The organism is Streptomyces sp. NPDC045846 (genome assembly GCF_056431605.1).
Map to the genome: position 1 here is coordinate 430,349 of NZ_JBWKKJ010000006.1, position 25,892 is coordinate 456,240.

General features: G+C 72.5%; 29 protein-coding genes and 1 pseudogene. 14 read left to right on the forward strand and 16 right to left on the reverse strand.

What is annotated here, in order from left to right; genetic code table 11:
- Window positions 1–26 precede the first annotated feature (26 nt).
- Complete coding sequence (locus AC07F3_RS19835; RefSeq protein WP_479115763.1) at window positions 27–797, forward strand: DUF2127 domain-containing protein; 771 nt, start codon at window positions 27–29, stop codon at window positions 795–797.
- A gap of 82 nt (window positions 798–879) precedes the next feature.
- Window positions 880–1,275, forward strand: a complete 396-nt coding sequence (locus AC07F3_RS19840) for a hypothetical protein (RefSeq protein WP_479115765.1) — start codon at window positions 880–882, stop codon at window positions 1,273–1,275.
- A 4-nt stretch (window positions 1,276–1,279) separates the two neighbouring features.
- On the opposite strand, the gene AC07F3_RS19845 is transcribed toward AC07F3_RS19840, so the two are convergent.
- Window positions 1,280–2,287: a cytochrome c oxidase assembly protein gene (locus AC07F3_RS19845; RefSeq protein ID WP_479115767.1), complete on the reverse strand. Its 1,008-nt coding sequence runs from the start codon at window positions 2,285–2,287 to the stop codon at window positions 1,280–1,282.
- 199 nt (window positions 2,288–2,486) lie between these two features.
- Between AC07F3_RS19845 and AC07F3_RS19850 the strand changes: the two genes are divergently transcribed.
- Window positions 2,487–3,719 carry a cytochrome P450 gene (locus tag AC07F3_RS19850; RefSeq protein ID WP_479115769.1) on the forward strand — a complete coding sequence of 411 codons (1,233 nt, stop codon included), beginning with the start codon at window positions 2,487–2,489 and terminating at the stop codon, window positions 3,717–3,719.
- Window positions 3,720–3,764: 45 nt separating this feature from the next.
- The gene (locus tag AC07F3_RS19855; protein WP_479115771.1) at window positions 3,765–3,959 is read left to right on the forward strand and encodes a ferredoxin; all 195 of its coding nucleotides are present in this window, start codon (window positions 3,765–3,767) and stop codon (window positions 3,957–3,959) included.
- A 15-nt stretch (window positions 3,960–3,974) separates the two neighbouring features.
- Here the strand turns inward: AC07F3_RS19855 and AC07F3_RS19860 are convergent, their stop codons facing one another.
- The 5 genes from AC07F3_RS19860 to AC07F3_RS19880 form a co-directional block, all read right to left on the reverse strand.
- The gene (locus AC07F3_RS19860; protein ID WP_479115773.1) at window positions 3,975–4,544 is read right to left on the reverse strand and encodes a TetR/AcrR family transcriptional regulator; all 570 of its coding nucleotides are present in this window, start codon (window positions 4,542–4,544) and stop codon (window positions 3,975–3,977) included.
- Window positions 4,541–6,016 carry an MFS transporter gene (locus AC07F3_RS19865; protein WP_479115774.1) on the reverse strand — a complete coding sequence of 492 codons (1,476 nt, stop codon included), beginning with the start codon at window positions 6,014–6,016 and terminating at the stop codon, window positions 4,541–4,543. The genes AC07F3_RS19860 and AC07F3_RS19865 overlap by 4 nt, the downstream gene beginning before the upstream one ends.
- A 194-nt stretch (window positions 6,017–6,210) precedes the next feature.
- Window positions 6,211–7,764, reverse strand: a complete 1,554-nt coding sequence (locus AC07F3_RS19870) for an alpha/beta hydrolase (protein ID WP_479115775.1) — start codon at window positions 7,762–7,764, stop codon at window positions 6,211–6,213.
- A 278-nt stretch (window positions 7,765–8,042) separates the two neighbouring features.
- Window positions 8,043–8,714 (reverse strand): transcriptional regulator, encoded by a 672-nt coding sequence (locus AC07F3_RS19875; protein WP_479115776.1) that lies wholly within the window; start codon window positions 8,712–8,714, stop codon window positions 8,043–8,045.
- A 177-nt stretch (window positions 8,715–8,891) separates the two neighbouring features.
- Window positions 8,892–10,031: a hypothetical protein gene (locus tag AC07F3_RS19880; protein ID WP_479115777.1), complete on the reverse strand. Its 1,140-nt coding sequence runs from the start codon at window positions 10,029–10,031 to the stop codon at window positions 8,892–8,894.
- A gap of 191 nt (window positions 10,032–10,222) precedes the next feature.
- Here AC07F3_RS19880 and AC07F3_RS19885 point away from each other — a divergent pair, with 191 nt between their 5' ends.
- From AC07F3_RS19885 to AC07F3_RS19900, 4 genes are read left to right on the forward strand one after another with little or no spacing between them, the layout of a single operon-like run.
- On the forward strand, window positions 10,223–10,687 hold the full coding sequence (locus AC07F3_RS19885; protein WP_479115778.1) for a MarR family winged helix-turn-helix transcriptional regulator: 465 nt from the start codon (window positions 10,223–10,225) through the stop codon (window positions 10,685–10,687).
- A complete protein-coding gene (locus AC07F3_RS19890) occupies window positions 10,684–11,511 on the forward strand; it encodes an ABC transporter ATP-binding protein (protein ID WP_479115779.1) in 828 nt (275 codons plus the stop codon). Before AC07F3_RS19885 ends, AC07F3_RS19890 begins: the two co-directional genes overlap by 4 nt.
- On the forward strand, window positions 11,471–12,328 hold the full coding sequence (locus AC07F3_RS19895) for an ABC transporter permease (RefSeq protein ID WP_479115780.1): 858 nt from the start codon (window positions 11,471–11,473) through the stop codon (window positions 12,326–12,328). Before AC07F3_RS19890 ends, AC07F3_RS19895 begins: the two co-directional genes overlap by 41 nt.
- A gap of 22 nt (window positions 12,329–12,350) precedes the next feature.
- The gene (locus AC07F3_RS19900; RefSeq protein ID WP_479115781.1) at window positions 12,351–13,151 is read left to right on the forward strand and encodes a methyltransferase domain-containing protein; all 801 of its coding nucleotides are present in this window, start codon (window positions 12,351–12,353) and stop codon (window positions 13,149–13,151) included.
- Window positions 13,152–13,179: 28 nt separating this feature from the next.
- Here the strand turns inward: AC07F3_RS19900 and melC2 are convergent, their stop codons facing one another.
- From melC2 to AC07F3_RS19920, 4 genes are all read right to left on the reverse strand, one after another.
- Window positions 13,180–14,007, reverse strand: coding sequence for a tyrosinase MelC2 (gene melC2, locus AC07F3_RS19905; RefSeq protein ID WP_479115782.1), 828 nt, complete (start codon window positions 14,005–14,007; stop codon window positions 13,180–13,182).
- A gap of 53 nt (window positions 14,008–14,060) precedes the next feature.
- Window positions 14,061–14,459: an apotyrosinase chaperone MelC1 gene (gene melC1, locus AC07F3_RS19910; protein WP_479115783.1), complete on the reverse strand. Its 399-nt coding sequence runs from the start codon at window positions 14,457–14,459 to the stop codon at window positions 14,061–14,063.
- Between the two features lie 548 nt (window positions 14,460–15,007).
- Window positions 15,008–16,099 (reverse strand): phosphatidylinositol-specific phospholipase C domain-containing protein, encoded by a 1,092-nt coding sequence (locus AC07F3_RS19915; protein ID WP_479115784.1) that lies wholly within the window; start codon window positions 16,097–16,099, stop codon window positions 15,008–15,010.
- A 153-nt stretch (window positions 16,100–16,252) separates the two neighbouring features.
- A complete protein-coding gene (locus AC07F3_RS19920) occupies window positions 16,253–16,699 on the reverse strand; it encodes a subtilase-type protease inhibitor (RefSeq protein ID WP_479115785.1) in 447 nt (148 codons plus the stop codon).
- A 358-nt stretch (window positions 16,700–17,057) separates the two neighbouring features.
- On the opposite strand from AC07F3_RS19920, the pseudogene AC07F3_RS19925 reads away from it, so the two are divergent.
- Window positions 17,058–17,231, forward strand: a pseudogene (locus tag AC07F3_RS19925) (LysR family transcriptional regulator); the annotation flags it as partial.
- A gap of 49 nt (window positions 17,232–17,280) precedes the next feature.
- Window positions 17,281–17,457 carry a hypothetical protein gene (locus tag AC07F3_RS19930; protein WP_479115786.1) on the forward strand — a complete coding sequence of 59 codons (177 nt, stop codon included), beginning with the start codon at window positions 17,281–17,283 and terminating at the stop codon, window positions 17,455–17,457.
- An 18-nt stretch (window positions 17,458–17,475) separates the two neighbouring features.
- Here AC07F3_RS19930 and AC07F3_RS19935 read toward each other — a convergent pair whose 3' ends face one another.
- The 4 genes from AC07F3_RS19935 to AC07F3_RS19950 are packed head-to-tail and all read right to left on the reverse strand — an operon-like array spanning window position 17,476 to window position 20,150.
- On the reverse strand, window positions 17,476–18,627 hold the full coding sequence (locus AC07F3_RS19935) for a D-alanyl-D-alanine carboxypeptidase family protein (protein ID WP_479115787.1): 1,152 nt from the start codon (window positions 18,625–18,627) through the stop codon (window positions 17,476–17,478).
- 27 nt (window positions 18,628–18,654) lie between these two features.
- On the reverse strand, window positions 18,655–19,389 hold the full coding sequence (locus tag AC07F3_RS19940; RefSeq protein WP_479115788.1) for a hypothetical protein: 735 nt from the start codon (window positions 19,387–19,389) through the stop codon (window positions 18,655–18,657).
- Window positions 19,390–19,926, reverse strand: coding sequence for an RNA polymerase sigma factor (locus AC07F3_RS19945; RefSeq protein WP_479115789.1), 537 nt, complete (start codon window positions 19,924–19,926; stop codon window positions 19,390–19,392).
- Window positions 19,927–19,961: 35 nt separating this feature from the next.
- Window positions 19,962–20,150 carry a hypothetical protein gene (locus AC07F3_RS19950; protein WP_479115790.1) on the reverse strand — a complete coding sequence of 63 codons (189 nt, stop codon included), beginning with the start codon at window positions 20,148–20,150 and terminating at the stop codon, window positions 19,962–19,964.
- 294 nt (window positions 20,151–20,444) lie between these two features.
- Here AC07F3_RS19950 and AC07F3_RS19955 point away from each other — a divergent pair, with 294 nt between their 5' ends.
- The 4 genes from AC07F3_RS19955 (at window position 20,445) to AC07F3_RS19970 (ending at window position 23,592) form a co-directional block, all read left to right on the forward strand.
- On the forward strand, window positions 20,445–21,674 hold the full coding sequence (locus tag AC07F3_RS19955; RefSeq protein ID WP_479115791.1) for a carbohydrate-binding protein: 1,230 nt from the start codon (window positions 20,445–20,447) through the stop codon (window positions 21,672–21,674).
- Window positions 21,675–21,873: 199 nt separating this feature from the next.
- Entirely contained in the window at window positions 21,874–22,383 is a 510-nt protein-coding gene (locus tag AC07F3_RS19960) for an LPXTG cell wall anchor domain-containing protein (protein WP_479115792.1), read from the forward strand.
- Window positions 22,384–22,441: 58 nt separating this feature from the next.
- Window positions 22,442–23,092, forward strand: coding sequence for an RNA polymerase sigma factor (locus tag AC07F3_RS19965; protein ID WP_479115793.1), 651 nt, complete (start codon window positions 22,442–22,444; stop codon window positions 23,090–23,092).
- Window positions 23,089–23,592 (forward strand): hypothetical protein, encoded by a 504-nt coding sequence (locus AC07F3_RS19970; protein ID WP_479115794.1) that lies wholly within the window; start codon window positions 23,089–23,091, stop codon window positions 23,590–23,592. Before AC07F3_RS19965 ends, AC07F3_RS19970 begins: the two co-directional genes overlap by 4 nt.
- Before the next feature lie 16 nt (window positions 23,593–23,608).
- Here the strand turns inward: AC07F3_RS19970 and lepB are convergent, their stop codons facing one another.
- Both lepB and AC07F3_RS19980 read right to left on the reverse strand, forming a co-directional pair.
- Window positions 23,609–24,577 carry a signal peptidase I gene (lepB, locus tag AC07F3_RS19975; protein ID WP_479115795.1) on the reverse strand — a complete coding sequence of 323 codons (969 nt, stop codon included), beginning with the start codon at window positions 24,575–24,577 and terminating at the stop codon, window positions 23,609–23,611.
- A gap of 81 nt (window positions 24,578–24,658) precedes the next feature.
- A complete protein-coding gene (locus AC07F3_RS19980) occupies window positions 24,659–25,765 on the reverse strand; it encodes an alpha/beta hydrolase (RefSeq protein ID WP_479115796.1) in 1,107 nt (368 codons plus the stop codon).
- Between the last annotated feature and the right edge of the window lie 127 nt (window positions 25,766–25,892).

The following is a 25,892-nucleotide window of genomic DNA, read 5'->3' on the forward strand; positions in this document are numbered from 1 at the left end:
GTCGTGGGCCTCACGGGAGGAAGAGCATGAAGATCGACTGGGACCGGCGCACCTGTGCGCGCCGCGGCCATGTGACGTACGCGCCGCAGGAGGCCGTGCTGCGTGACCGGTTGCGGGCCGACACCGGTCTCGGCGAGGCCTGGCGCTGTCTGCGCTGCGGGGACTTCGCCCTGGGCGCACCGCACGGTGGTGGCCCGGCCGAGGAGGCGCCGCTGGTCCCGCGCGGGAAGGTGCTGCGCGACCTGTTCATCCTGCGCTTCCTGGCCGTCGAGCGGGCCGTGCGCGGCGTGTTCATCGTCCTGGTGGCGCTCGCGGTGTGGAAGTTCAGCAACAGCCAGGACGCCGTGCGCCGGTTCTTCGACGAGTACCTCGACGTGCTCCGGCCGGTCTTCCGGCACTTCCACTACGACCTCGACCATTCACCGGTCGTCGGCTCCATCCAGAAGACCTTCGACTACAAGCACTCCACCCTGGTGATCGTCGCGGTGGCGCTGCTCGTGTACGCGCTGATCGAGATCGTCGAGGGCGTCGGGCTGTGGCGGGCCAAGCGCTGGGCCGAGTACCTCACCGTCGTCGCCACGGCGATGTTCCTGCCGCTGGAGATCTACGAACTCACCGAGAAGATCAGCTGGGTGAAGATCGTCACGCTGACCATCAACATCCTCGCGGTCCTCTACATCCTGCTCGCCAAGCGCCTGTTCGGCCTGCGGGGCGGGCACGCGGCCTTCGAGGCGGAGCGGCAGAGCGCCTCGCTCATCGAGGTGGAGACGACGGCGGGCGTCACGGCGCACCGCTGAGGAATACGACCCGCCCTGCGGGTACAGATACACACGGCGTGCGGCAGGCCCGCCGCACCGGATTTCCCTGGGGGATACCACCATGAACGAACAGCACTCCACGACCGCGTCGAAGACCGGTCCCGGCCCGCTGCGCCGCGCGGCCGTGCTCCTCGCCCTGATCCTTGGCGCCACGCTGGTGGCGGGGCCGGTGACCGCCGAGGCCGCGCCGCGCGCCACGGTCGCGGTCGCCGCGGCCCAACAGGGCACCACCGCACGGGACGTGGCGGCGCCGGTGCGGGCGGCCGCGCAGACGGGGCGTCACACCGTCGCCGACAAGTCCACCGTCCTCGCCTCGAAGAAGGCCAAGAAGAAGGGCGGCTTCTTCAAGAAGCTCGGGATCTTCCTGCTGGTCCTGGTGCTCCTCTTCATCGCGTTCGTCGTCTTCGTGATCTGGTTCATCGTGAGCCGGCTGCGCAGGCGCCGCGACCGGCACTGACCGCTCAGCCGCCGGGACGCTGCTGACGCATCCGCTGCCCCACCGTTCCGCCGTCGGTCTCCCACCAGGGCCGTACGAGTCCGGTGTCCTCCGGCCGCCCCTCGACGGGGGCGGCCGGAGCCAGTTCGGCGTCCAGGCGGCGGTCGAGCACCACCCGCTGGGCCCGGTCGGCCCGTGACCACTGCACCAGGATCGCGAGCAGGAACGGCAGCGACACCAGCTCGGCGATGGTGATCATCGCGCCGCCGCCGAGCTGCTGGTCGCGGTGGACGTCGGGCGCCCACGCGGGCGCGTGGTGGAGGTACCAGGCGCCCGCGATCAGGGTGCTGTGGGTCATCACGACGATGCCGGGCACCGCGTCGATCAGACCGTCCAGGAAGACGAGCGCGGCCCGCACCGGGTGGGTGCACCAGGCGGGCAGCGCCTCCTCGCGGGTGAGCACCGGCAGCACGAACAGGCTCCCGGCGAGCAGCAGCTGGAGGTACATCAGCTCGTGCAGCGCGCCGTGGCGCAGCGCCGACTCGAAGTACGGCGTGAAGTAGATGCACAGCTCCGACGCCAGCACCAGGCCGGTGCTGACCAGCGGGAAGGTGAGGAAGCGGACCAGGCGCCCGCTCATCGCGCTCTTCAGCCGCCGGGCTCCGCGCTCGGGCAGCGCGAGCACCCCGAGGCGCAGGGGATCGCCGAGCGCGAGGCCGAGCGGGGCGATGAGGTCGAGCAGGACGTTCTGCACGGCGGCAGGCCAGAACAGCGCGGTGTCGTACACGGCGAGCGCGGACATCGTGGCGACGGCCAGGCTGCCGAGCCCGAGGACGGCGAAGGCGGCGACGCGCGGCAGCGGCCAGGACTCGCCGCGGCGGCGCAGCCGCAGCACCCCCCAGCCGTACAGGCCGCCCAGGGCGACGATCAGGAGCAGCGCGGCCGCGTCCGGCTCCCACACCGACAGCAGCCGCCCCGTGGTCAGCTCCGGCAGGTTCGCCGCCGCGGCCTCGCTCAGCGTCATGGTGGACATCGGGGTCGCTCTCCTCACCGGCCCGTGACGTACGACGGGCCGCCCACACGCTAGCCCCGCCGCGCCCGCAGGCTCGCACCGGGCCCCCGGGCGGCTGGGCCGAACGTGGGGAATCGGCCGAAGAACGCGTAGACGTCATAGGTGCCCGAGGCATGTAGTGGAGATCGGCAAGACGGAACCCTTCGCTTGCGAGGTCTACATGACAGGCACGAACACCAGCGTCAACACGGACCACACCGCCACCGACACCGGCAGCGTCTCCTTCCCGCAGGACCGCAGCTGCCCCTACCAGCCGCCCACCGCATATCAGCCGCTGCGCGACGAGCGCCCGCTCGCCCGCGTCCGGCTCTACGACGGCCGGATCGTATGGATGGTCACCGGGCTCGCCGAGGCACGCGCCCTGCTCGCCGACCCGCGCCTCTCCAGCGACCGTCTGAACGAGGCGTTCCCCTCACCGACGGCCCGCTTCGCCGGGATCACCCGGCGCCGCGCGGCGCTGCTCGGCACCGACGATCCGGAGCACGCCACCCAGCGCCGGATGCTGATCCCCAGTTTCACCCTCAAGCGCACGGCCTCCCTGCGGCCGCAGATCCAGACGACCGTGGACCGGCTGCTCGACGCGATGATCGAGCAGGGACCGCCGACGGACCTGGTGAGCGCGTTCGCGCTGCCGGTGCCGTCGATGGTCATCTGCGCGCTGCTCGGCGTGCCCTACGAGGACCACGAGTTCTTCGAGGGCCAGTCCCGCAAGCTCCTGCGGGGGCCGGAGACCAGCGACGTCGAGGCGGCGCGCGACGCGCTGGAGGACTACTTCGTCCGGCTGATCGACCGCAAACAGACCGAACGCGGGGACGGACTGCTCGACGAACTCATCGAACGGCGCCTGAACGAAGGGACGCTGAACCGCCAGGAACTGGTGGATTTCGCCACCATCCTGCTGGTGGCGGGCCACGAGACGACCGCCAACATGATCTCGCTCGGCACGTTCACGCTCCTCCAGCACCCGGAGCAGCTGGCCGAGCTGCGCTCCGACTCGGCGCTCATGCCCGCCGCCGTCGAGGAACTGCTCCGCTACCTGTCGATCGCCGACGGGATGCTGCGGGTGGCCCTGGAGGACATCGAGATCGGCGGTCGGACCATCCGCGCCGACGATGGCGTCGTCTTCTCGACGTCGATCATCAACCGGGACAGTGCCGGCTTCGAGGCCCCGGACCGGATCGACTGGCACCGGACCAGCCGCCACCACGTCGCCTTCGGCTTCGGGATCCACCAGTGTCTCGGCCAGAACCTGGCGCGGGCGGAGATGGAGATCGCGCTGCGCTCCCTCTTCGACCGGCTGCCCGGGCTTCGCCTGGCCGTGCCCGCCGACGAGATCCCGTTCAAACCGGGCGACACCATCCAGGGAATGGTCGAACTCCCCGTCGCCTGGTAGCGGCGCGGGAATCCGACGGAAGGAACGGAAGGAAAGGAGCCGCGCATGCGGATCGGCATCGACCAGGACGTCTGCATCGGCGCGGGCCAGTGCGTGCTCACGGCCCCCGGCGTCTTCACGCAGGACGACGACGGGTTCAGCGAGCTGCTGCCCGGCCGCGAGGACGGCGGCGGGGACCCCCTGGTCCGCGAGGCCGCCCGGGCCTGCCCGGTGCAGGCCGTCACCGTGCACGACGAGTGAGAGGACCGGTTCCGGTCAGTCGGAACCGGTGATCAGACGCTGCACAGCGGGCGCGTAGAGATCCGCCAGCTGCTCGGGCGTGGCGCGTTCCCCGGCGCCCGGCCGGTGCAGACTGAGGGTCGCGCCCAGGCCCAGCAGCAGTCCGGCGATCAACTCGGCCCTCAACTCACTGTCCCCGCAGCGCAGTTGACCGGCCAGCCGGGACGTGACCTGCTCGCGGAACCGCTCCCGCAGCAGTGTCCGTTCATCCACGTTCCCCAGGGAGAACACCGCGCGAAGCAGCGGGTCCCCCTGGTCCTCGCGTCGCATCCGCACCATGGTCAGGACCAGGTGCCGCCCCAGCTCTTCGAGGGGCGCCGCGAACAGCGCGTCGGCGGCGGGCTCGAAGTCCGCGACCGTGTGGAACAGCCGCTCCTTGCTGCCGAACCGCTTGACGATGAGCGACGCGCTCACCCCCGCGTCGGCGGCGATCGAGCGCATCGTGACCTCGGCGTAGGGGCGCAGGGTGAACGCTCGGCGCGCCGCCCGCAGGATCGCGTCCTTGCCCGTCCCGGTGTCGGCACCGGTGGCCCGCTGCCCCGTCATGCGCTCTCCTCGGCCGTCGTACGTCCCGGCGTGCCCTCGCCGCGCTCCGCCCCGACGCTACCCGTGGCGGGGGCGGCGCGGCCCGGCAGGCACAGCGTGGCGGCGAGCGCGGCCAGCGCGGCGCCGCCCGCGATCAGGAACACCAGGAGATAGGCGTGCAGGGTCGGCGCGGTGCGCCCGCCCGCCTCGAAGGTGACGTTCGCCAGGACGGCGGCCACCACCGCGCTGCAACAGGCCTGTCCCACCGAGCGCATCAGCGTGTTGAGCCCGTTGGCGGCGCCCGTCTCGCTCACCGGGACCGCGCGCATCACGAGGGCGGGCAGCGCCGAGTATGCGATCGCGGTGCCGCACGAGACGACCGTGGCGCCCGCGATGATCAAGGGGAGGCTGTGGCTGGTGAAGAACCGCACCCCGTAGCCCGCGGCCATGACGGCGGCCGCGAGGGCGAGCGCGGCCTTGGGGCCGTACTTCGCCGAGATCCTCGCCGACACCGGGGACAGCGCCACCATCGAGAGGCCGCCCGGCAGCAGGCAGAGCCCGCTCACCACGATCGACGCGCCGAGGCCGTACCCGGTGGCCTTGGGCTCCTGCACCATCTGCGCGGTCGCCAGCGAGTTGGCGTAGAAGGCGAACCCGATGAGCAGGGCCGCCACGTTGGTGAGCAGCACCGCGGGCCGCGCCGACACCCGCAGGTCCACCAGGGGCGAGCGGGTGCGCAGTTCGTACGCGCCCCACAGCGGCCAGATCACCGCGGCCGCGCCGAGCAGGGCGAGGGTGCGCGGCGAGGTCCAGCCCCAGTCGGCGCCCTGGGTGATGGCGAGGAGCACGGCGACCAGCGCGGCCGAGAGCCCGAGCGCCCCCACGGCGTCGAACCGGCCGCGCGAGCGCAGCGGCGACTCCGGCACGCACCAGAGCACCAGCGCGATGTCGAGCACGCCGAGCGCGGCGGACGCCCAGAACATCGTGTGCCAGTCGAAGTGCTCGACGACCAGCGCCGCCACGGGCAGCCCCACGGCCGCTCCGATGCCGAGCGTCGAACTCATCAGGGCCACCGAGGAGAGCACCTTCGCGGGCGGCAGTTCGTCCCGCATGATGCTGATGCCCAGGGGGATCACCGCCAGGGCGGCTCCTTGCAGGGCGCGCCCCGCGATGAGCACCCCGATGTGCGAGCTGACCGCGCACATCACCGACCCGGCGGTGAGCACCCCGAGCGAGACGAGCAGCAGCCGCCGCTTTCCGTACATGTCACCGGCCCGGCCGAGGACCGGGGTGAAGACCGCACCGGTCAGCAGCGTGACGGTGACGAGCCAGCTCGCGGCGGCCGGAGTGCTGCCGGTCAGGGCGGGCACGTGCGGCAGCAGCGGCACCACCAGCGTCTGCATGACGGCCACGACGACTCCGCAGAACGCCAGCACCGCGACGAAGAAGCGGGGGCGCGGCGGGTCGGCGGGCGCGGGTATCGCTGGGGGCATGACTCTCCGTACGGCTGGAGCGCGGGCAGGGGTGCACATCTGTTCACCCCCAGGGTAAACGCTTGTGCACCCCGTGGTCCCGGTCGTGCGGGAACCCGCCGGCGCCGCCGCCACCGGAGCGCGACGGGCCGAGCGGCGCACGCCGCCGGGCCTCGCCCTCGTGCCCTCGGCGAGGAGCGGCGGCCGACGACGCGCTACCGCGTGGCGCTCCGACCACTCCCCGCGGGCTCCGGCAGCGGCACGCCCGCGCAGGTCGTGTCCTGGGCGGGCAGGGCGCCGGTCAGGAGGTAGTCCTCGACATGGGCGTCCACGCACGCGTTGCCGTGCTGGAACTGGCCGTGGTCACCGTCGTCCACGGTGATCAGACGCGAGCCGGCGAGGCCGCGGTGGGCGCGCAGCGCCCCCTCGTAGTAAGTGGCCGGATCGTGCGTCGAGTTGAGCATCAGCACGGGCGGCAGCCCCTTGCCGGTCACCTTGATGTGCGGAGCCTTGGACCGCGGCCAGCTCGCGCAGATCGCGGCGTACGTCAGCTCCTGGGCTCCGGCCAGCGGGGTGGCGCTCGTGGCCCGGGCGCTCTTGTCCACCCAGTAGCGGCTGTCACGGTTCCACGGGGTGTCGCCGCAGGTGACCGAGAAGAAGTCGGCGAGGAAGTTGGCACCCATGAAGTGCTTGAGCCGGTCGGCGACGTTCTTCCTCGCGTCCGCGGGGGCGCCGTCGGGATGTTCGAGCAGGCCCATCAGCGAGGCGAAGTCCTGGAACCGGCCGGACGCGTCGTACATCGCGTTGATCGCGGCGGCGTCCAGGTGGTTGCCCGTGATCACGGTGCCGTCGAGGTCGAGCGGGTGCTCGCGCAGCGCGGCCCGCAGCCGTTCGTAGGAGGCCTTCGCCTCGGCGGGGGTGCGGCCCTGGTGATACGTAGCGTCGTTCTTCGCCAGCCAGGGCAGGAAGTCCCGCTCGAACCGGCGCTGGAAGCTCATCGGCTGCCCCACCAGGAACGACTCCCAGCTGCCGGTGAAGTCGACGGTGCTGTCCAGGACGACCCGCTCGACCCGGCGCGGGAACTCGGTCGCGTAGTACGCCCCGAGGACGGTGGCGTAGGACGGCCCGTAGTAGGACACCTTGTCCACGCCGAGCAGTGACCGGTACAGGTCCATGTCGTGCACGGCCTGGTCGGTGGTGATGTACGGCAGCAGTCCGCCCGACGCGCGCTCGCAGTCCGCGACGAAGCCGCGTGCGCGGCCGAGGGTGGCCGCCACCGCCCGGGGCGAACGGTCCCGCAGGTCCCCGCTGGTGAAGAGGGCGTCGACCTTGTCCTGGTCCGAGCAGACCACGTTGGTGCTCGCCCCGACCCCGCGCTGGTCGAAGCCGACCACGTCGTACGCCGCCGCGAGCTTCGGGCTGAGCCGGGTCAGGTCGGCCGGGCGGCGGAGGCCCGAGGCGCCGGGGCCGCCCGCCGCCATCATGAGCACGCCCCGCCGCGCGCCGGGACCGGTCGCTCGGTGCCGGGAGACCTGGATGCTCAGGCTCGGCCCGGTGTCGGCGTGGTGCCAGTCCCGGGGCACCGCCATGGTCGCGCACTCCAGCGTGCCGGACACGCACGGCTGCCAGTCGAGCCGCTGAAGGCGGTAGCGGTCGGGCTCGGTGCCGTGGGCGGCGGCGCTCGCCGCACCGGCCGGCAGGGCCGCCGCCGCGAGCAGGCCGCACACGGCGGCCGCGGCCCAGCGGCCCGGCTTCCTGAACAACTGCATGTGTGTCTCTCCCCGTTGGTGGTGCGAAGGGGAGAGCCGGTCAGCCGCGCCGCACCCCTTCCGGTGCCTCGGTCGGTCCGATCGTCCACCGCCCGGGCCCCCTGCCGCGATCCGGCCACCACCCTGACCGGGGGTGGCACGGATGCCACCGCCGCGGTGGTCCAGGTGCCCGCGGCGGCTCCTCGTCGCGGGCCGGGAGGGCCGTCAACTCCGTTACCCGGGCGCCGAGTTCGACTGAAAGGCGGGCGTGCCGGTCGGCGCGGCTCCGCCGTCGCCGGTCAGGCCCCGGCGAGCGTGTTCCAGAACATCGACTCGTACCGCTGGAGCAGCCGTCCGTAGTGGGCACCGCTGCCGACGCCCTCGCCGTGCGCGTCGTCCGAGCCGGCGGCGACGGCCGCGATGGCCTGCTGCTCCAGTTCCGGCGCCGGACCCGCGAAGAAGTCGAAGAACCCGCACGCCTCGTCGGTGAACCCGTACCGGCCGCGCAGCGCCGCGGCCAGCCGCGCGCAATAGCCGCCCCAGGCAGCGAAGTTGGCGGTGAGGGCAAGTGCCACGCTCGACGGTTCGCCGTTCAGCGCGAGCCAGGCCACATACGCCGGGTAGGCCTGGCAGCCCGCCTTCGGCTCGTACTGGCCGATGGCTTCCGGGGTGAGCCCGCAGGCCGTCTCGTACGCCGCGAGCCGCTCCAGGGCCATCGTCTCGCCGAGGGCCAGCGAGTCGAAGAACTCCGCGCACGCGCTGCCCTTGCCCGAGCGTTCGGCCAGGAACACGAAGGCGCGCCGGTCGGAGGCGATGATGTGGCGCTGCTCCAGGGCGAGCCCCGCGAGCGCGGAGAGCGGCGCCGTGCCCGCTTCGACGAGCGGCACCAGCGGGTTGTCGTCCGCCGCGGGGGCGAGGGCCGCGGACGTCGCCGCGATGATCTCCTTGGCCGTACGCGTCTGACGAGTCATGGGGGACCCTCTTCGCAAGTCTGCCGGTGCGGACCGTCCCAGCGTCTCACGCGGCGCGGTCCGTGGCCGAACACCGGGTGCTCGCCGTCGGGGCGCCGGATGCCGAACCGGTGGAAGACACCTCGGCCGTCGCGGCTGCTCCGCTCGGGCGCCCCGGGGACCGGTTCGAGCCACTTTTCAGGCGGGCGCGGGGGCGGACCGGCGCCTTCGACGGCGGTCCCGGGTTCTGTCGCGCTGCGGCCACAGCAGCACGTAAGCCGTCGACACGATCACGAAGGCCAGCCGGATCAGCCCCCGCGCCGCGTCGTCCGGCACCACGAACACGCTCCCGTACAAGGTCAGGAGCGCGAGCCAGCTCCACCAGGGCACCAGCCTGCGCTGCCCGATCACGTCCCACAGCAGGGTGCCGAGCAGCACGGAGGCCGTGTAGTACGTGTAGACGCTGGGGTCCAGCACGATCCGCGCGTTGGCGCCGAGCAGCACCACCGCGGCCCACCGCCCCCGCCACACCGCGATCGCGCCGAGCAGAAGGCCGAGCGCCGCCTGCGCGGGCCGGTCCCAGCCGGGCGTCTCCGCGTCCGCGACGCCGAGCCAGCGCAGGGCGGAGGCGGGCTGGTTGGGTATCGCGAAGCCGGCCGCCGACATCGAGTGCGGATTGGTGAGGAAGAACGGCGCCCAGGCGACCGCGAGCACCGCCGCGCACCACAGGCCCGCCCGCAGCCACTGGTGCCGCGGCAGGGCGAAGAGCAGCGCGGCGAAGGTGACCGCGGTCGGCTTGGAGTCCATCGCGAGCGCCAGCCACACGCCGGTGCCCACCGCGCTGTCCCGGGTCACCGAGCGGACGGCGAGCGCGGTGAAGAACAGGGCGAGGACGTCGTCGAGGTGGCCGAAGCGCACCGACACCTCGATCCACATCGGGATGAAGGCCAGCCCGGCGATCAGCACCCGCTGGCGCAGCCGCTGGTGGTTGGTGCCGGTCCCCAGGAAGTACCAGGCGGCGCTGCGCCCGGCGAGCACCACGATGACCAGGCCGAGCACCGACATCAGCAGCGCGGCCAGGAACTGGCCGGTGTGATCGGGGAACGGGTTGAAGAGCCCGGCCGTCAGGAAGCTGACCGGACCCATCTGGAGTTCGGGGTGGTGGGCGTACAGGTTGAGCCCGCCGGTGCCGTCACCGGAGGGGCCCTGGAAGATGAGCTCGCCGCCCGCGCGCAGATAGTGCCAGGAGAAGCCGCCGTTGGGCTCCACCACGGCGAACCACAGGGCGGTCCACGCGGAGAGCAGGATCAGATGCATCCTCTGACTGATGGCCGGCACGTGCGTTCAGCTCCTGTTTCCCTGCCCGATACGAATGGCGTCCCGTGGAGCGCGTGGGGCCCCGGGGAAAGATGTCATGCGGGCCCGGTTCGTTCTCACAGCGGGTCCACTGTGGCCGCCGCCACACCCCGTGCGGACCGACGGGGACCGGGGTCTGGCCGATACCTCTGAGTGAGAGATAAAATGGGGGCATGGCTGTCGAGGAGGCCGAGCCGTTCGACGACTCCTTCGCCGATGTGCTCGCCGCGGTCCAGCGGCTCGTCCGGCGCCGACTGCGCCGCGGGCTGACCGCGCCCCCGCTGCGCGGCGCCCACGTCGAACTGCTCCGCCTCGTGGCCACCCGGCCCGGCATCGGGGTGTCGGCCGCCGCCAAGGAGCTCTACCTGGCGGGCAATTCGGTCTCGACCCTGGTCAACCAGCTGGTCGGGGACGGATACCTGCGGCGCGAGACCGATCCGGGCGACCGCCGCTCGGCCCTGCTGTACGCGACCCCCGCCGCGCTCGACCGGCTGCGCGACTGGCAGCGCCGGCGCACCACGCTCGTACGCGACCAGGTGGCCCGCCTCGACCCGGCCGACCGGGCCGCCCTCGCCGCCGCGCTGCCCGCGCTGCGCCGGCTCGCCGAGAACCTGCACGAAGAAGCGGAGGGATCATGAGCGACGACGACGCGGTGGTGTGCCAGGGTCTCGAGTACGCCTTCGGGGAGACCCGGGCGGTCGACGGGCTCGACCTGGCCGTCCCCCCGGGCGAGGTCTTCGGACTGCTCGGCCCGAACGGGGCGGGCAAGACCACCGCGATCCGCTGTGTCACCACCCTGCTGCCGGTTCCGCCCGGCCGCGTCCGGGTGTTCGGGCACGACGCCGCGCGGGAGCGGATGGCGGTGCGCCGCCTGCTGGGGTACGTGCCGCAGCAACTGTCCGCCGACGCGGGCCTGACCGGACGCGAGAACGTCGCCCTGTTCGCCCGGGTCTTCGACGTCCCGCGCAGGGAGCGGACCCGCCGCGTCGAGCAGGCCCTGTACGCCGTCGACCTCACCGAGGCCGCCGACCGCATGGCCAGAACGTACTCGGGCGGCATGATCCGCCGTCTCGAACTCGCCCAGGCCCTGGTCAGCGCGCCCCGGCTGCTCATCCTGGACGAGCCGACGATCGGCCTCGACCCGATCGCCCGCACCAGCGTGTGGGACCACATCAACGCCGTACGCGCCGGCACCGGCATGACCGTCCTCGTGACCACGCACCACATGGACGAGGCCGACCAGTACTGCGACCGCCTCGCGCTCATGCACCGCGGCCGCGTACGGGCCCTGGGCACGCCCGACGGGCTCAAAACCGAACTGCGCGAGCGCCGCGGGACCGAGGAGCCGCCGCCCACCCTGGAGGACGTCTTCCGGGACGTCGCCGGCAGCGGGCTCGACAGCCAGGGAGGTGACTTCCGCGATGTCCGCAGCACCCGCCGCACCGCGGCCCGGCTCGGCTGACGCCACCGCCGGGGCCCTCGACCTGCTCCTGGTCCCGCCGCGCCCGCGCACCGGCTGGCGCGTGCTGCCCGCCCGGGTCGGCGCGCTGTGCGCGGTCGAACTGCAAAAGCTCCGGCACGACCGGGCCGAGCTCTACACCCGCGCCGTACAGCCCGCGCTGTGGCTGCTCATCTTCGGCGAGACCTTCACCCGCATCAAGGCGATCCCCACCGGCGGAATCCCCTACATCGACTATCTGGCGCCCGGCATCATCGCCCAGTCCGCCATGTTCATCGCCATCTTCTACGGGATCATGATCATCTGGGAGCGGGACTCGGGCATCCTCACCAAGCTCCTGGTCACCCCCACGCCCCGCTCGGCGCTGATCACCGGCAAGGCCTTCGCGGCCGGCGTCAAGGCGCTCATCCAGGCGGTCGTGGTCATCGCGATCGCCGCGCTGCTCGGCGTGGCGCTGACCTGGAACCCGCTGAAGCTGCTCGGGGTCGGCGTCGCGGTCGTCCTCGGCTCGGCCTTCTTCTCCTGCCTGTCGATGTCGATCGCCGGGATCGTGCTGACCCGCGACCGCCTGATGGGCATCGGCCAGGCCATCACCATGCCGCTGTTCTTCGGCTCCAGTGCCCTCTACCCGGTGTCGATCATGCCGGGCTGGCTCCAGGCCGTCAGCAGGGCCAACCCGCTGAGCTACCAGGTCGACGCGCTGCGCGGACTGCTGCTCGGAACGCCCTCCCATCTCGGCGTCGACTACGGGGTGCTGCTGCTCGCGGCGGCGCTCGGCGTCCTGGCGGCCTCCTCGCTGCTCGGCAGGCTGGCCCGGTGAGCGCCCTGCCATCATGATCGCCATGACCGAGGACAACGGATACCTCCTGGACAACCGGCAAACCGAGGCGGGCGAACGGTTCGACGCGCTCGCCGAGCTCTTCGACGCCTCGACCTTCCGCCACTTCGACGCCCTGGGCCTGACCGCGGGCCACCGCGTCTGGGAGGTCGGCGCGGGCGGCCGCTCCGTGCCGCTCGCCCTGGCCGAACGGGTCGGCCCCGAGGGCCGGGTGCTCGCCACCGACCTCGACACCGGATGGCTGACCGGCGCCGCCCTGCCGCCGAACGTCGAGGTCGCCCGCCACGACGTCGGGCAGGACGCGGCGCCCGCCGGTCCCTTCGACTTCGTGCACGCGCGCCTCGTCCTGGTCCATGTGAAGGACCGTGCCCGCGCCCTGCGCTCGCTGTCCGGGGCGCTGCGCCCCGGCGGCGTCCTGTTCGTCGAGGACGCCGACCCGGCGCTCCAGCCGCTGCTCTGCCCCGACGAGTACGGCCCTGAGCAGGAGCGCGCCAACCGGCTGCGCCGGGGCTTTCGCGAACTCCTCGCCGAGCGCGGCGCGGACCTCTCCTACGGCCGCAAACTGCCGCGCCTGCTGCGGGAGTTGGGGCTTGAGGGGGTGGAGGCCGACGCGTACTTCCCGGTCACCTCGCCCGCGAGCGCGGTGCTCGAAGCGGCCACCGTCCGCCAGGTCCGCGACCGGCTCGTCGACCGGGGCCTGGCGAGCGACGAGGACATCGAGCGCCATCTGGCGAGCGTCGCCGCGGGCCGCCTCGACCTGGCGACCTCGCCGATGATCTCCGCGTGGGGCCGCCGGCCCGCCTGAGCGGGGGACCGGCGACCCGGGCGCGGGGTCAGGCCGCCGTGTCGAACGTGTAATAGCGGGTGTGGTCGAGCAGGTCGGCCGGGGTCACGTTGTTCCACGGACGCATCGTGTCGTGCAGGTCCACGACGTCCGGGGTGCCCGCCGCCGGCAGGTAGGGCGAGCCGGGGTGCTTGGCCTGCCACCGCGCCCAGAGCTTGTCCACGAAGGCGTGGTGCAGCCAGAACACCGGGTCGTTGGGCGAGGCGCCGGTCGACATCTGGCCGCCCACCCACACGTGGACGCGGTTGTGCAGATTGACCCCGCGCCAGCCCTCCAGATGGTTGCGGAAGCCGTCGGAGGCGCTGTTCCACGGCGCCATGTCGTACGTCGTCATCGCCAGCACGCTGTCGACCTCGGCCCGGGTCGGCAGCTGGGCGACCGAGGCGCCCAGCGCCCGGCGCAGATAAGTGCGGCCGTCCACCCGGACGTTGAGGGGCCAGGCGCCCGCGCTCTGCGCGAACGGCCCGTCCATCACCTGGCCGTCCCGGCTGCGCCCGGTGCCGCCGAGGAAGTCCGCCGCCCACAGCGAGGCGCTCGGGGTGCGGTCGACCGTCCAGTCCCAGTACGGCAGCGTGACCGAGGCGTCCACCGACTGGAGGGCCTGCTCGAACTCGATGAGGAATCTGCGGTGCCAGGGCAGGAAGGACGGCGCACGGTGGCCGACCCGGTCACCCGAGTCGGTGTCGCTCATGATGAACGCGTTGTGCGTGGTGACGAAGGCGTCGTACCTTCCGTCGCGCTTGAGCTGAAGCAGGGCGTCGACGAGGCGGCGCTTCTCGGTGGCGGTGAGGTCCGCCTGGTTCTTTCGAACGGCCATGGCTGTGCTCCTGGTTGGGCAGGGTGCGGGAAGGGGGCTGGGTACCGCGTGGGTCAGGCGAGCGGAACGAGGGCGGCGCCCTGCAGCTCCACCACGGCGGCGCGGGCTACCGCGCGGGGCGTGGCGAAGGGCTCGTAGTGGTTCACGACGCTGATCCACGTCCCGTCGGCGTTCCGCATCACGTGCAGTTCCTGGCCGTCTATCCGCACGGCGTAGCCGGCGCCGTGGTGCATGTGTCCGGCGCTGGGCGCGCCCTGTATCCGGCGGCCCTGGAAGACCTCGTCGAAGGGCTCGGGCGCGCCGTGGTCCTGGTGGTCCGCATGGCCGGTCCCGGTCGTCCCGGACGGGGCGGGGGCGCTCGGGCTGGAGGCGTGGGCGGTGCCCGCGAGGGCGAGCCCGGCGAGGGTGCCGGCGGTCGCGCCGATGGCCTGGCGGCGGGTGGGTCGAGACATAGGAATCCCCATAGCTGCGTGGTCGGTTGGCAAGTGGTCCAGCGCGGCGCCCTCGCCCGTGCGCGGTGGACGCACGGCACACGAGGGCCCGGCACCCCGCCGGGAGGCATTCGACCGGCCTGGTCACGGCCGGGATGCCCGGCGGACCGGTGCGCATCCATCCCTACCGGCCGGGGTCCTCGCCACAGAAGCCGGGAGAGAGTGGTTGGCCGCTATGCGGACATGTCCCGATTCGAAGTGCAGTGTTCAACAAGGGGAATCTTGTTGGCATCCGACCGTCGGGCCGCCACCTGTGAAGATTCTTTCTGTGGTGCGCCGGTTCTGTGAAAATCTTGTTGCCGCGGTGCGCGGAGTGTGGCTGCCCTCACGTACGGAAGGCGACCGGAAACGCCCGCCTCTGGTCGGCCAGTGGCCTGAACTGTCCGATCAGGCAAGGAGGTCCGGTCGGGGCCCACGCAGGGGCGGCCGCCCGTGCCGGTCGGCTGGGTGCCGACGGGCGCGGGCGGCCGCCGAGGTGCTGCTGGACGCGGGGGTGGAGAGGGGCCGGGTCAGCCCACCCCGCGGGGCAGCGCGAGTGACTGGACCTGGGGAAGAGAGGTCCAGTCGTTGGAGGCGACGCTGGCGTGGGCCGCGGCGAGCCGGGCCACCCGCGCCTGCGCGTCGGCCGGTGCCGGGTTCTTGTCGTCGAGCACCGGCGGGACGTTCTGGGCGTCCGTCATGATGAGGAAGTAGTGGTGCGTGTCGTACCAGCCGGTGTCGATCGTGCCGTTCGCATACGTCGCCGCGTCGCCGTCGAAGACGACGAACCAGGGACGGATCGAGGCGTCCGCGTAGCGTGAACGGGGATCGCCGGCCTGGGCGTTGTGGACGGCGGGGAAGACCTGGGCCTGGGAGGTGCGGCCCGCCGCCGCCAGGTCGCGCAGATGGCGCGCGTACTCGACGTCCGTCCACAGGCTGTCGGTGGGGTTGTTCTCCTCGACCGTGCCCGGGATCACTTCGAGCATCACCTTGCCCGCGAGGTCCTTGCGCGCGGGCCAGTTGCCCGCGGTGGCGGCCTCGTCGAGGGTCGCGTACTGGCCGCCGCCGGGCTTGGCGAGCAGGTCGGCGGGGCGGAAGACCGCCGGGCCGAGGTGGTCGCCGATCGTCCGGTCCAGCTTGTCGGGGCCCATGCCGAACGTGGCCTGGAAGCCCGCCTTCATCTCCAGCTTGATGACGAGCGGGGGGTGCCCGGGGTGGGCCGCCAGCCAGACCCGTACGTCGTCCAGGCAGCTCTCCAGGTTCTTGTTGGCGCCGCCGGTGTAGAGCTGGGCCGGGGTGCTCGCGTTGACGCAGTTGTTGCTGTTGCCCAGCGGGTTGGAGTGGCTGACCTTCCACTCCTGGGTGATGAAGTCGTCCCACACATCGAGTTCGATCATCGACGTGCCGGTGTCCAGGGCCTGTGCCAGATACGGGAAGGCGGCCGGATCGTAGGTGTTGTGCAGGCCGGAGACGGTGGCCCCGGACAGCGGCAGGGTCTCGGGCCCCGCCGCGGCGGCGCTGCCTCCGGCGCCCGTCGTGGCGAGGGCGAGGCAGGCGGCGAGCGCGCCGAGCAGGGCTGTGCGCAGCCGGGGCGTGAATCGTCTGGGCCGGGGATCCGACACGGGTCCTCCTAGTGGGGGTGACTGGCCGTCAGGACGGTGCCATCGTCGAGTGAAGCGACGAAGACATGTCAAGTAACACGAGGGGGAATCCTCCTGTCACCCCCTGCGGCCGGTGCGGCCGCAGGGTTGCGTCCTCGGGCCCGGCCCGCCGGGCTAGAAGTTGAACACGGCCTCCGAACCCGCCGCCTTCAGGCAGGAGTTGGGGTAGGTCTGCACATGGCTGACGCGCTTGCCGTTCCAGACGCCGTCCGCCCGTACGGTGACCGGCTTCCACAGGTCGGTACAGATGCGCGGGGCGCCGCTGGCGGACAGGGCGGTGAAGTCACCTCGCACGCGCTTCAGTTCGGCACAGGCCGCGGCCGGCGCGGGGTGCGTGCCCGACGGCGTGGGGGCGCAGCTGAGGGTGACCGCGCGCTGGACCGCGCCCGCGTCGTCGCCGGTTCCGTCCGCGACCGAGATCACGAGGGCGGACGGCGGGTACAGGCTCATCGGCGTCGTGGCGCCGGCGGGGGCGGCGGACGCGCTGCCGAGACCGGTACCGACGAGTCCGTTGGCCAGGAAGGCGACGGCGACGGCGCTGACTGCTGCGATCTTCCGCATTTCGAACACTCCTGGGGGTTGGTTTCCGAAGAACGAACAGGAGTCTCTCCCGTGGCGGAGGCCTCCGCGCGCCGCGCCGGACACATTCGGTCACGTGAAGTCACTCCCCGGAGCCGCATCGGCGCAGGACATGGCGCGGGTGCGCAGGTCGCCGAGCCCGTCAACGTCGTCCAAAAGAAAGGCATGTTGAGGGGTGGCTGGTCGATTTCAAGGCAACGGGAGGCTTAATTCTGGGAATCTTAGGCCGAATTGAGGGCTGGTCAGACGGCGGCACTGTGCTGCGCCGTCGCCTCGGCCGGAAAGGAGCGGGGGTGGAACGGGCCACGGCGCGCGATCTTCACGCGGTTGGGATCCGGGGATGGGGCTTCGACAGCGGCGGTACTTCGTCGCGGTGGTGGAGGAGGCCGACTTCACCCGGGCCGCGGCCCGTCCGCACGTGGCCCAGCCCGGCGTCAGCGCGCAGATCCGGCAGCTGGAGCGGGAGCTGGGCCAGCCGCTGCTCGACCGCTCCGGCGGCTCGGTCACCACCACCTAGGCGGGCGAGGCCGCGCTGCCCCAGGCTCGCCGAGCGCGGTCTCGGGGTGGCCGTGCTCCCCGCGCCGCCGCCCGGCGCGGAGGTCACCGCGGGCCTGCGGACCCTGCGCATCACCGAGCCCGAACCGCGCGGCAGGATCGCCCTGACCTGGCGCACCCAGGGACCGGCGGGGCCCGCGGGCCGTGCCCTGCTGACCCGGCCGCGCACCGCACTTACGCGGTGAGGCCGACGCCGCCCGGGCTCACTCCGCCGGGCGCCGCGAACGGCCGCGGGCCGTGCGGCGGCGCACCACCAGGAAGAGGGTTCCGGCCAGGGCGAGACCACCGGCCGCGGCGCCCGCCATCGGCCACGCCGGCTCGTCCTCGTCCCCGCCCTCGGGCCTGACCGCGGCCACCTGGGCGACCCGCGCCGGATGACGGGCCTGCCTGGTGGCCCGTACGGGTTCCAGGGAACCCACCGCGTCCACGTGGTCCCAGGCCCTGAACCCCCAGTCGAGCAGGGTGCGGGCCTCCTCGTAGACCGCGAACCCGCCGCCGGCCTGGGGATTCATGACGGTCACCAGCAAGGTGCGGTCACCCTGCTTGGCGGCGGCGATCAGGGTGTTGCCCGCATGGGTCGTGTAGCCGTTCTTGACCCCGATGATGCCCGGGTACCGGGCGATCCCGTCGGTGCCCGAGAGCAGCCGGTTGGTGTTCACGATGCCGTACGAACCGCTCCCTCCGGGGAACTGCGCCGAACTGGTCGAGCAGTACTCGGCGAAGTCCGGCCGGGCGAGCCCCGCGCGGCCGAACACGGCGAGGTCGAAGGCGGAGGACACCTGCCCCGGGCTGTCGTAGCCGTCGGGCGAGACGACCTCGGTGTCCAGGGCGCCGAGCTTGCGGGCCTCGGCCTGCATCTGGACCGCGGTCTCCTCCCAGCCGCCGTTCAGCGCGGCCAGCACGTGCACGGCGTCGTTGCCCGAGCTGAGGAACACCCCGCGCCACAGGTCGGACACCTGGTAGGTGTGTCCCGGCTCGACGCCCACCAGGCTGCTGCCCGCGCCGATGCCGGCCAGATCCTGCTCGGAGACCGTGTGCCGGTCCTCGGCGCGCAGATGGGGGAGCGCGGTGACCGCGAACAGCGTCTTGAGGGTGCTGGCCGGTGGCAGCTTGCGGTGCGCGTCCCGGGCGGCGAGGACCTTTCCCGTACGGGCGTCCGCGACCACGTAGGAGAGGGCGGACACTTCACCCGGAAGGGCGGGGGCGCCCCGCCGCGGACGTACCTGCTCGCCCGCCGGCGGGCCCGGCAGCGGCGCGGTGGCGGAACTGTCGGACGTCGGAGCGAGGCAGCACAGACCGATGGCGGCAGTGGCGGTGAGCGCCGCCATCGAACGGAGTCCGGATCTGATGACCATTCAGTCACCGTAGGAACAGAACGGACATCACGCAGGTCGGCTTGTGCCGTCCGGCCTACACGGCAGGCATCCGGCGGCGGCGAGCACGGGGTCGGGCCGCACGATCGTGCCGAAGTCCGCGTCATGGCACGCGGCGAGCCTGCGCACCACGGCGGCGAGGCCCGACAGTTCCCCGGGCGACAGGGGGCCGACCGCCCTGCGCACGCTGTCGGCCGACAGCGGGCCGCTGCGAGGCTGCGGCAGCAGGGGCTCCCGCTCGATGGGGTGCAGCCCGCACGCCGGGACCGGCCACTCGCCGCCCGCCAGCAGCGCCTCGGTCTGCCCGCGCCAGTGCCCGGCGTCGTGCGGCTCGCCGTACTGCAGATGGTGCAGGTACAGGCAGTGCGCGGCGGCGGGGGAGCCGGCGCCGGCCGCGAACTGCCACCAGAACCGGGCGGCCTCCGCCCGGTCGGTGAGATGGAGCAGGCAGGCGAAGGCGAGCGCGCCGTACGGCTCGATCGTTCTCCCGTCGTCCACCAGCAGGCCCATCGCCGCCACGGCCGCCTCGTCGCGCAGGACCTCCGTGGACAGGGCGCGCAGCCGCTGCTCGGCCCGCAGCCGGCGGGCCGGGGCGGCCGGCGGCGGGGCGCCGGATTCCGCGGCCGCGCGGGCCAGGACCCGCCCGGCGATGCGCTCCAGCGCGGCCCGCGCGTCGAAGTCGTCGTACTCCTCACGCAGAACGGCGGCACCGAGCAGCACGTCGTCGATGTGCTCCGCGCTCATCTACGTCTCCTCGCCGTCGGTGAACCAGGCGAGCCGCAGGTCGCGCGCGAGGCGTCGGCGGGCGCCGCGCAGATGGGAGCGCACCGTCGGGTACGAGATGCCCATCACCGCGGCCACCTCGCGCTGGGGGTATCCGAGGACGTAGTGCAGCACGATCGCGTCGTAGTGCCGCTCGGGCAACCGGGCGATCGCGGCGTACAGGCCGAGCCCGGTTTCGAGGGTCTCCATCTCCGAGCGCAGCGCGTCGCGGGCGGCGGCGAACGACGCGGTCTGCACGAGGGCCCGGTCGCGGGCCGGCACGCGCAGCCGCTCGCCGAGCGCGTCCTGGAGCGCCGTCCACGCATAGGCCTGGACGCTGGGCCTGCGCAGGACGTGCGGCCACTCGACGGCGAGCCGCACGAACACGTCCTCGACGGCCCGCTCGGCGAGCTCGCGGGCGCCCAACTGGAGGTGCGCGTAGCGGAGATAGGCGCGGTGATGGGTGGAGTAGAAGGCGACGAAGCCCGCCGGCAGGGCGGCGGCCAGGTCCTCGCGCACGGACTGTGGACTCCCCGGATCGGGTGCTGGACCGATCATCGGTGTCCTTGCCGGGGCTGCTCCGCGGGGCGGGCGGCGGGCCTGCTGCGGAGCTCGGCGAGTTCGGCGGCGCCGACCCGCACTCCGGCACCCAGCAGGCGCCGGGACAGGGTGCGCAGGTCGGCCGCGAAGACGCGCACGGCCGTCGCTCCCGCGAGTACCTGGAGGGTCAGTTCGATGTGCACCGGCCCGGGTTCCTTCCGGTCGGGGGCGGCACCAGGACGCGGGGAACGGTGCCGGAGAGCGCCTTCGCTCCCACCTACAGCAAAGCGATTCCATGCCCCGAATGTGCACGGCGGCCGCAGGAATCTCGCCGATCCGATGCATATGCCGCGCCGTGCGCCCCTTGTGGCCGGTTCTGTTCACCGGGGCCTGTTTCGTTTGTTCAAGGAACAGCAATGGTCTAGTCCAAGCCGTTGACGTGTTCCGGCCACCGCCCAATTCTGGGAGCCCCCTCCCACCCCCCAGGAGACCTCGACATGAAGCCACTTCGTGCTCTCCTCTGCGGTGCCGCGAGCGCCGCACTGGCCGCGGCCGGGCTCACCGCCTTCGTCACCGGCCAGGCCTCGGGCGCGACCGCCGACGCGGCCGGGCTCGGCAACCGCTGGTACGCCGCCGCGCCCTATCTGATGCCGCTGGACAACAACCCGCCCGACACCTCCGCCATCATGGACGCGACCGGCCTCAAGGCCTTCCAGCTCGCCTTCGTCCTGGCTCCCAACGGAGGCGGCTGCAGCCCGACTTGGGGCGGCACTGCGCCCGTCTCCTCCGACTCCGCGGTCGCCGGGATCATCTCCTCGATCCGCGCCAAGGGCGGCGACGTCTCGGTCTCCGTCGGCGGATACGGCGGCACCAAGCTCGGCCAGAACTGCGCCGACGCGGCCTCCACCGCCGCCGCGTACCAGCAGGTCATCACCAAGTACCAGCTCAAGGCGATCGACTTCGACCTGGAGGAGCCGGAGTACGAGAACACCGCCGCCATCTCCCACGAGATCGGCGCCGCCAGGATCCTCCAGCAGAACAACCCGGGCCTGTACGTGTCGGTGACCACTGCCGGCACCGCCGACGGAACCGGCTGGTTCGGGAAGCAGATGCTGAACGAGGCCAAGGCACAGGGCTTCGTGCCGGACAACTTCTCGATCATGCCCTTCGACGGCGGGTTCAGCGGCGCCGCCGCCCAGACGAGCGCGCTGACCAACTTCAACTCCGTGCTCCAGTCGACGTTCGGCTGGGACGCGGCGACCGCCTACGCCCACGAGGGCTTCTCGGGGATGAACGGCCGCAGCGACTCGGGCGAATACTTCTCACAGGCCGATTTCCAGACGGTGCTCGACTACGCGACCAGCCACGGCATGGCGCGCTTCACCTTCTGGTCCCTCAACCGGGACCGGCAGTGCACCCCGCCGGACAACAACGGCACGACGTCGGGGACGTGCAGCAGTGTTCCGCAGGCTGCCTGGGACTTCGCCAAGTACTCGGTGAGGTTCGCCGGGGCCACCCCGCCCTCCTCGCCCCCGCCGTCGTCCGCCCCGCCCTCCTCGCCCGGCGGCACCTGCACGGTGGCGGCCTGGAGTCCGAGCGCCGTCTACACGCAGGGCAACGAGGTCTCCCACAACGGCCACAAGTGGAAGGCCAAGTGGTGGACCCAGAACGAGGAGCCCGGGACCACGGGGGAATGGGGGGTCTGGCAGGACGAGGGAACCTGCTGAACCACCCGGCCAACGGCTCCGGTCCGCGCGCCGGAGCGCGCGGGCCGGAGCCGTTCCGCTGCCCGGGAGCCGTGGCCGGGAGGCCCCGTCGGACCGCCGAAACTTTTTCCGGGGGAGCGGCAACCCCGGTCGCCGCCGCACGTCGTCAGGGGTGAAGGCGCGTTTCCGCGCCGCCTCGCCGACCGTGGAGAAGCACAACGTGACCATCCCCCAGCACCGTCCCGCCCGCCCCGCGTCCCGCGGCCCCCGACGTCTCGCCGGGGCCGCCGCGACGACCGGCCTGCTCCTCGCCCTCGCCGTGCCCGCGCTCGCCGGTACGGCCCACGCCGACGGGCCGAGCGCCCGGCCGCGGCCCGCGGGCCCGGCCAAGGCGGCCGCGCCGGGCTCTCCCTCGTCGCCGGTCAAGCGCGCGCTCGACGGCGAGCAGCCTGCCCAGCCGCAGGCCGCGCCCAGCGCCGTCCCGAGCAGGGGAGCGGAAAGCGGGGCCGCGCCCAGCGCCGTCCCGAGCGTGGAAGCCGGGAGCGGGGCCGCGCCCCGCCCGTCGGCGGGCACCGGCGCCCCGGCCGCCGAACCCGCCCCCTCGGACCAGAAGGAGCTGGCACATACTGGGTCGTCCACGACCAACGCGGTGATGGGCGCCGGAGCCGGCGCGCTGATCCTCGCGGGCGCCGGAACCGTCTTCGCCGTGCGGCGGCGGCAACAGCACTGAGGCACCCACGGCCCCGTCCAGGACCAGGGCGGGGCCACGCCCGCGCACCGAGGAACCGATGGAGCACATCGCCGTACCGCAGTTGTCCCCCTTCGCCCCGAGCCCGCTCGCGCCCTGGTGGCGCGGGCTGCTGCGCCGGGGCCGCATGGCGTTCCGCGACACCCGTGCGCTCCCGCGCGGGACCGGCCGGAGCCGGTTCGCTGATCCGCCCGAGCCCCCGGCGCCGCCGACGGTCGGCGAGCTCTACCACGCGCACCGTCTCAAGATGGTGCGTCTGGCCGTGATGCTGGTCGATGACCGGGCCACCGCCGAGGACGTCGTCCAGGACGCGTTCACCGCGCTCTACCGGCGCCATGGTGAGCGCATCGACGAGATCGACAACGCGCTGGCCTATCTGCGCACCGCCGTCGTCAACGCCTCGCGCTCCGTGCTGCGCAGGCGCCGCACGGCCCGCGGCTACACCCCGCCCCACGAACCCGACGCCCCCTCCGCGGAGGAACGCGTCGTCCTCGACGAGGAGCACCGCGAAGTGCTCGCCGCGCTGGGGCAGTTGACGGTACGCCGCCGCGAGGTGCTGGTCCTGCGGTACTGGAGCGAGCTCACGGAGGCGGAGATCGCGGCGACCCTCGGCATCAGCCGGGGCTCGGTGAAGTCGATCGCGAGCCGCGCCCTCGACTCGCTGGAGAAGATCCTGGAGGCACGGGCATGAGCGGCCACTGGAGCCCCGAAACGCAGGGGCGGCCGGTCGAGAGGAGGCTGCGCGCCGCGCTGGCCGCCCGGGCCGACAGCATCACCCCCGCCGATCTGCGGCCCGCCGACCCGCCGGGGTCCCCTTCGCACCGCACCCCGTGGGCCGGGCTGCGGCTGCGCCGGTTCGCACTGCCGCTGGCCGGGCTCGCCACGGCCGCCGCCGTGGCGGTCGGTTACGTCACGCTCTCCTCCGGCGGGTCCGATCAGCGCCCGCTGCCGGCCAACTCGCCGGGCCCGGTCCAGCCGCCGCCGACGACGACGCCCTCCGCGTCCGAGGAGCCCAGCGTCCGGCCGTCACCCCGCCCGCCCCGTCCACCGTCCGCCCGCCGCCCGAAGTCGTCGCCCGAGGCGCCCTCGCCGACCCCCTCGAAGGCCGCGCGGGGCCCGGTGAACGAGGCGCCGTCGCGCGGCGCCTCCCCGCAGCGGGCCGTCCCGCCGTCAGCGCCTTCGGCCCGCTGAATGCCGGGCCGCAGGGTCAGACGTCGCCGCCGTCCCCGCGCCGACGTCGCCACAGCACGACGGGCGCCGTGCCCGTGAGGGCGAGCGCCCCGGGCGCGAGGGCGGCCGCCGTGTTGATCCCGGACTGGTCGAAGGTGTCGGGGACGGGCAGCGTCGCCCAGCGGGAGACGGGCCAGGCGATCGCGAACGCGCGGCCCACGGCGTCGTCGACCGGGACGAATCCGTGGTTCTTGTCCGCCTGGTGGTAGCGGGAGTCCGCCGAGTTGCGCCGGTTGTCGCCCATCACCCACATCGTGCCCGGGGGCACGGTCACCTTGAACTGACCTCCCTGATCGTCCACCGTGCAGGGCGTGCTGTCGGGCCGGACGTAGGGCTCGACGAGCGGCTTGCCGTTGACCTTCACCGGGCCGGTGCCCTTGCACTCCACGGTGTCGCCCGCGACCCCGATGACCCGCTTGATGAGGTCCTGCTCGTTGGACGAGGGCATGATGCCGATGAACGACAGCACCTTCTGCACCACGTTCGGGTTCGCATGGGGCTCGCCCGAGAGCCACCCGGCCGGGTCGTGGAAGACGACGACCTCGCCGCGGGACGGCTCGGAGCCGAACCAGGGCGTCAGCTTGTCGACGAGGACGCGGTCTCCGGGCCGCAGCGTGTTCTGCATGGAGTCGGACGGAATGGAGAACGCCTGCACCAGAAACGTCTTGATGAGGAGCGCGAGGACCAGCGCGACGCCGATGAGGATCGGCAGCTCCTTCCAGAAGGAGCGGTGTCTGCTTCCCGCGCTGCGTGGTTCTCCCGGCTCCTCGCCGTCGGTCTGGGGGTTGCCGTCCGCGCCGACCGCTGAATTCCCCACGCCCGCTCCTCCGTTCGTACCGCGGCCCAGACGCCCGGTGGCCTGGGTCCACGACCTGTCCAACGAACGGTAGTTCCGGCCGGCCCGGTTCACCGGGGGCTCCGCGCGGTGTCCACCGCATTCCTGCATCCGAAGGACGCCGGATACGCGCGAGCCCCCGGCACCCGGCAGCGCCGGACGACGGGGGCTCGACGGTGCGAGGAGCGCGGATCAGGAGGCGGGCTCGGGGCCCTGCATGTGCTCGCTGATCCACTGGATGAGGCCGCCGTTGGCCATGTTCGGCACATACGTCTTGGCGTTGTGGTCGCCGCCCTGGATGACGCTGAGCTTCGTCTTGATGGGGCCCTTGGTGTACTTCTGCACGAAGTCCTCGATCTTCGGCTTCGCCTGGGCGTCCGAGCCCGCGGTGCCGACCTGGAAGGCGAGGTAGACGTCCGGGCCCTTCGTGTCGATCAGCTTCTGGGCGAGCAGCTTCGGGTTGTTCTCCGCCTTCTCCTTGTCGTGCCCGGCCCACAGGCGGGAGTCGGGGACGATGTCGGGACCGGAGGCGATGACGGCCTTGAACTGGTTCGGCTTCTGCAGCACGCTCTTGAGGCCGGCGAAGCCGCCGGTGGAGGAGCCCATGAAGGCCCAGCCGTCACGCGACTTGATCGTACGGAAGTTGGCCTTGATGAGGTCGGGGACGTCCTCGGTGAGCCAGGTGCCCATCTTCGGCTGGCCCGGGATGTCACTCGCGTCCCAGTACAGGCCGCCCGTGTCCGGCTTCGGGTTGAGGACCGGCATCGCGAGGATGAACGGGAGGCTCTTGCCCTCCTTGGACCACTGGGAGATGCTCGCCTCCAGCTTGAGGTCCGTGCCCATCCAGTAGTTCATCGGGTAGCCGGCGCCGCCGGGCAGCGCGACCATGACGGGGAAGCCGCTCTGGGCGTATTTCGGGTCCTTGTACTCCGGCGGGACCCAGACCCAGACCTTGCCCTTGAAGCCGGACTTCTTGCCCTCCAGGGTGGTCACGGCGATCTTGGTGTCGTTCTCGGGGACGGTGCCCGCCACCGTGAACTTGGCCTCCGGGCCGGTCGGCATGAGGACCTTGGAGTCGGCCGGCTTCCCCCCACCGCCCGGCTTGTCGCCGCCGGCCCCGCCGTCCTGCCCGAAGCTGATCGCGTCACCCTTGTCGGAGAAGACGTCGAAGTAGTTCAGGACCGGCCACGCGATCAGGCCGAGCACGACGAGCGTGACCACGCCGAGTATCCAGCGCTTGGCGCGGCTGGCCCGGCGGTGGCCCTGAGACTGATAGGCCCCGTGGCGGGGGTTGGTCATTGCGATCGCTCCGGATGGTTCTGTGGCCCAAGGGCATGCCTGTTCGTTCACCAGACGTGATGGGCAGGAGTGACCAAAGGGTTCCGGATTTGTCTTACAAATCTTGTGCAAGTGACAGATCCGTCAC

Bases quoted from the DNA above. Each gene is read 5' to 3' on its own strand.
- AC07F3_RS19835 (WP_479115763.1), top strand. From the start codon at position 27: ATGAAGATCGACTGGGACCGGCGCACCTGTGCGCGCCGCGGCCATGTG.
- AC07F3_RS19840 (WP_479115765.1), top strand. From the start codon at position 880: ATGAACGAACAGCACTCCACGACCGCGTCGAAGACCGGTCCCGGCCCG.
- AC07F3_RS19845 (WP_479115767.1), bottom strand. From the start codon at position 2,287: ATGTCCACCATGACGCTGAGCGAGGCCGCGGCGGCGAACCTGCCGGAG.
- AC07F3_RS19850 (WP_479115769.1), top strand. From the start codon at position 2,487: ATGACAGGCACGAACACCAGCGTCAACACGGACCACACCGCCACCGAC.
- AC07F3_RS19855 (WP_479115771.1), top strand. From the start codon at position 3,765: ATGCGGATCGGCATCGACCAGGACGTCTGCATCGGCGCGGGCCAGTGC.
- AC07F3_RS19860 (WP_479115773.1), bottom strand. From the start codon at position 4,544: ATGACGGGGCAGCGGGCCACCGGTGCCGACACCGGGACGGGCAAGGAC.
- AC07F3_RS19865 (WP_479115774.1), bottom strand. From the start codon at position 6,016: ATGCCCCCAGCGATACCCGCGCCCGCCGACCCGCCGCGCCCCCGCTTC.
- AC07F3_RS19870 (WP_479115775.1), bottom strand. From the start codon at position 7,764: ATGCAGTTGTTCAGGAAGCCGGGCCGCTGGGCCGCGGCCGCCGTGTGC.
- AC07F3_RS19875 (WP_479115776.1), bottom strand. From the start codon at position 8,714: ATGACTCGTCAGACGCGTACGGCCAAGGAGATCATCGCGGCGACGTCC.
- AC07F3_RS19885 (WP_479115778.1), top strand. From the start codon at position 10,223: ATGGCTGTCGAGGAGGCCGAGCCGTTCGACGACTCCTTCGCCGATGTG.
- AC07F3_RS19890 (WP_479115779.1), top strand. From the start codon at position 10,684: ATGAGCGACGACGACGCGGTGGTGTGCCAGGGTCTCGAGTACGCCTTC.
- AC07F3_RS19895 (WP_479115780.1), top strand. From the start codon at position 11,471: ATGTCCGCAGCACCCGCCGCACCGCGGCCCGGCTCGGCTGACGCCACC.
- AC07F3_RS19900 (WP_479115781.1), top strand. From the start codon at position 12,351: ATGACCGAGGACAACGGATACCTCCTGGACAACCGGCAAACCGAGGCG.
- melC2 (WP_479115782.1), bottom strand. From the start codon at position 14,007: ATGGCCGTTCGAAAGAACCAGGCGGACCTCACCGCCACCGAGAAGCGC.
- melC1 (WP_479115783.1), bottom strand. From the start codon at position 14,459: ATGTCTCGACCCACCCGCCGCCAGGCCATCGGCGCGACCGCCGGCACC.
- AC07F3_RS19920 (WP_479115785.1), bottom strand. From the start codon at position 16,699: ATGCGGAAGATCGCAGCAGTCAGCGCCGTCGCCGTCGCCTTCCTGGCC.
- AC07F3_RS19935 (WP_479115787.1), bottom strand. From the start codon at position 18,627: ATGGTCATCAGATCCGGACTCCGTTCGATGGCGGCGCTCACCGCCACT.
- AC07F3_RS19940 (WP_479115788.1), bottom strand. From the start codon at position 19,389: ATGAGCGCGGAGCACATCGACGACGTGCTGCTCGGTGCCGCCGTTCTG.
- AC07F3_RS19955 (WP_479115791.1), top strand. From the start codon at position 20,445: ATGAAGCCACTTCGTGCTCTCCTCTGCGGTGCCGCGAGCGCCGCACTG.
- AC07F3_RS19965 (WP_479115793.1), top strand. From the start codon at position 22,442: ATGGAGCACATCGCCGTACCGCAGTTGTCCCCCTTCGCCCCGAGCCCG.
- AC07F3_RS19970 (WP_479115794.1), top strand. From the start codon at position 23,089: ATGAGCGGCCACTGGAGCCCCGAAACGCAGGGGCGGCCGGTCGAGAGG.
- lepB (WP_479115795.1), bottom strand. From the start codon at position 24,577: ATGCAGGAATGCGGTGGACACCGCGCGGAGCCCCCGGTGAACCGGGCC.
- AC07F3_RS19980 (WP_479115796.1), bottom strand. From the start codon at position 25,765: ATGACCAACCCCCGCCACGGGGCCTATCAGTCTCAGGGCCACCGCCGG.